The sequence below is a fragment of the Aquabacterium sp. A08 genome, assembly GCF_011742065.1.
This window is the reverse complement of sequence record NZ_JAAQQT010000295.1, coordinates 1-361: the sequence shown is the minus strand read 5'-3', so window position 1 is coordinate 361 and position 361 is coordinate 1. Positions and strand designations below refer to the sequence as shown.

The following is a 361-nucleotide window of genomic DNA, read 5'->3' as shown; positions in this document are numbered from 1 at the left end:
GCGCACGGCCGCACGGTCGAGGAAATCCGCCAGATCATCGGCTGCGACGCATTGATCTACCAGGACGTGGGCGCGATGAAGAAGGCCGTGGGTGCGCTGAGCGACCGGCTGGGCGGTTTCGAGGCTTCGTGCTTTGACGGGGTGTACGTCACCGGCGACGTGACCTCCGAAGACGTGGTGCGGCTGAATGAAAAGCGCGTGGGCGGTGAAGAAGACGACGGCGCCACCTCGCGCCTGACCCTGCCCAATTCGCAGGAGTCCTGAAGCCCATGGCCCCCGCCTTGCCCCCCGACCTGCACCGCGACACGCTGGCCGTGCGCGCCGCGGTCGAACGCAGCCAGTACGGCGAAAACTCGGAGGC

At 67.6% G+C, this 361-nt stretch carries 1 pseudogene; it reads left to right on the top strand.

Annotation, left to right across the window (positions count from 1 at the left end):
• Positions 1 to 264, top strand: a pseudogene (locus tag HA630_RS26940) (amidophosphoribosyltransferase); the annotation flags it as partial.
• Positions 265 to 361 lie beyond the last annotated feature (97 nt).